General features: G+C 28.7%; 1 protein-coding gene. It reads left to right on the top strand.

Annotation, left to right across the window (positions count from 1 at the left end; genetic code table 11):
- On the top strand, window positions 1-1,925 hold a 1,925-nt coding region (locus L8U00_RS07735; RefSeq protein WP_263709105.1), incomplete at both ends, for an inverse autotransporter beta domain-containing protein.

Here is a 1,925-nt window from a genome sequence, read left to right as displayed (position 1 = left end):
TTAAGTGGTAATGCTAAAGTTCTTTTACCTATTATGAGTGAAGATAATCCAAAAATATCTTATTTTTTACAAAGCGGTATAGGTGGATATGATAATAATAGAATCATAGGTCATTTTGGTGGTGGTATAAGATATTATCCTAATGCACTAGCATTAAATAATTCAGGAAATATCATGCTAGGATTAAACCTAGTTTATGATTATGATTTTAGTAGAGAACATAAAAGAATGTCTTTGGGCTTTGAAAGTATGCTAGATACATTAGCTTTCCATGCTAATATTTATCAAAGACTGAGTGATTGGATTAATAGTTATGATTTTAAAAATACTAATAATGATCTAACTTTTTTAGAGCGTCCTGCTAATGGTTGGGATATGGGTGTTAAATATGCTTTTCCTTCTATGAGCAATGTAGCTGTTTTTGCTAATATGAGTAAGTGGTATGGAGAAAAAGTAGCTCCATTTGGCAATGTAAGCTGCTTTGAAGATTTAGAAAAAAATCCTTTAGTGTATGAAGGAGGTATTATTTATTCACCTTATCCAGCATTAACTTTTTCATTAAGCCATAAAAGAAGTAATGAAAGCGATAAACAAGGCACAAATATAGCTATGAATTTTAATATACCTTTAGATAAAGATGCCCTCAAACATGCTTTTGATCCTAAATTAGCAGGTATAAATAACACTATTGAAGGATCTAGAACTCATTTTATAGATAGAGATTATTTTATGGTGCTTGAGTATAAAGCCATTAATAATGCTTATCATATTTCCTATTGTGGAAATTTAGGAGATAATACTCATTGTATTATGCTAAAAAATGGTTTTAACCAAGCAGTTAAAAATGTTGCTATGAGTGTAACTCCTGAACAAAAAAGTGTTATCTTAAAGAATGGAAATCATTATATTACTGATGATAATGGAAAGGTTTTTGTAAAAATAATCCATGCTTATGGAATCCATCAAACCAATTTAATTGCTAAAGCAGGGAATGCTCAAGAAAGTTTCCCTATTACTATTATAGCTCCAAAAGAAGACTTTAGGATATTTGCCAAACCTTCTAATATACAAAGATATGAAAAATCTCTAATCACATTTGCAGGAAGTGATTTAACAAGTGATTTAGATATAAATTGGAAATTAATTGGCAAAGGAAGCTTAGAAAAAACTCCAAATTCAGATAAAACAGATAAAGATGGAAATTCAAATATCATCTATAAGCCTGATACAAACATGAAAGATAAAGAAAAAGCAACAATCATTGCTAATGTATTAGGAGTTACTTTAAAAACCTTTGTTCAAATAGCAATTTATGGAGATAATGATATTATCTTAGATAAAACTGCTATAGGCAATAAAGAAAAAACTCATGCAAGTTATAAAAACTTAAAAGCTAAAACTACTAAGGTTAAATGGAGCATACAAGGAGATAATGCTTTATTTATTGATAAAGATAAAACTACTAAAGAGCTTAATTTAATAGCTGATGAAAAGGGTGAAAGTAATGTAGAAATCATAGGACTTAGCGGAAATGAAAAAGTAAAAATCATTGCTAAGAATATGAGCGATGAATTAGTAAAAGAAAAAAGTAAAATTTTAGAAATTAAAAATTATACAGCTACTATGGAGCTTCCTACTGGAAAAGATCCTGTGACTCATCAAGACTTTGAAAAGGGAATGATTGATTATAAAAGCGACTTTGAAGTAAAACTTAAAGGTTTAATGCCAAAAACAAAAGTTTTATGGAAAGCTAAAGATATACAAAGCAATAAAACTTTAAGAATTAACAATGACAAAGAAAGTACAGCTGATGATAAAGGTGAAAGTAAGGTAGTATTTGAAGGAGTAAAAGATTTTAATATTAAAAGATTACAAATCATTGCTACTTATAATCAAAGCACAGCTAGTACTCAAGAAGTAAGTGG

The organism is Campylobacter sp. IFREMER_LSEM_CL2256, from assembly GCF_025771645.1.
In the GTDB taxonomy this organism is placed as follows: domain Bacteria; phylum Campylobacterota; class Campylobacteria; order Campylobacterales; family Campylobacteraceae; genus Campylobacter_D.
Note: the sequence above shows the minus strand (reverse complement) of the source record. Positions and strands in the feature narration are given on the sequence as shown.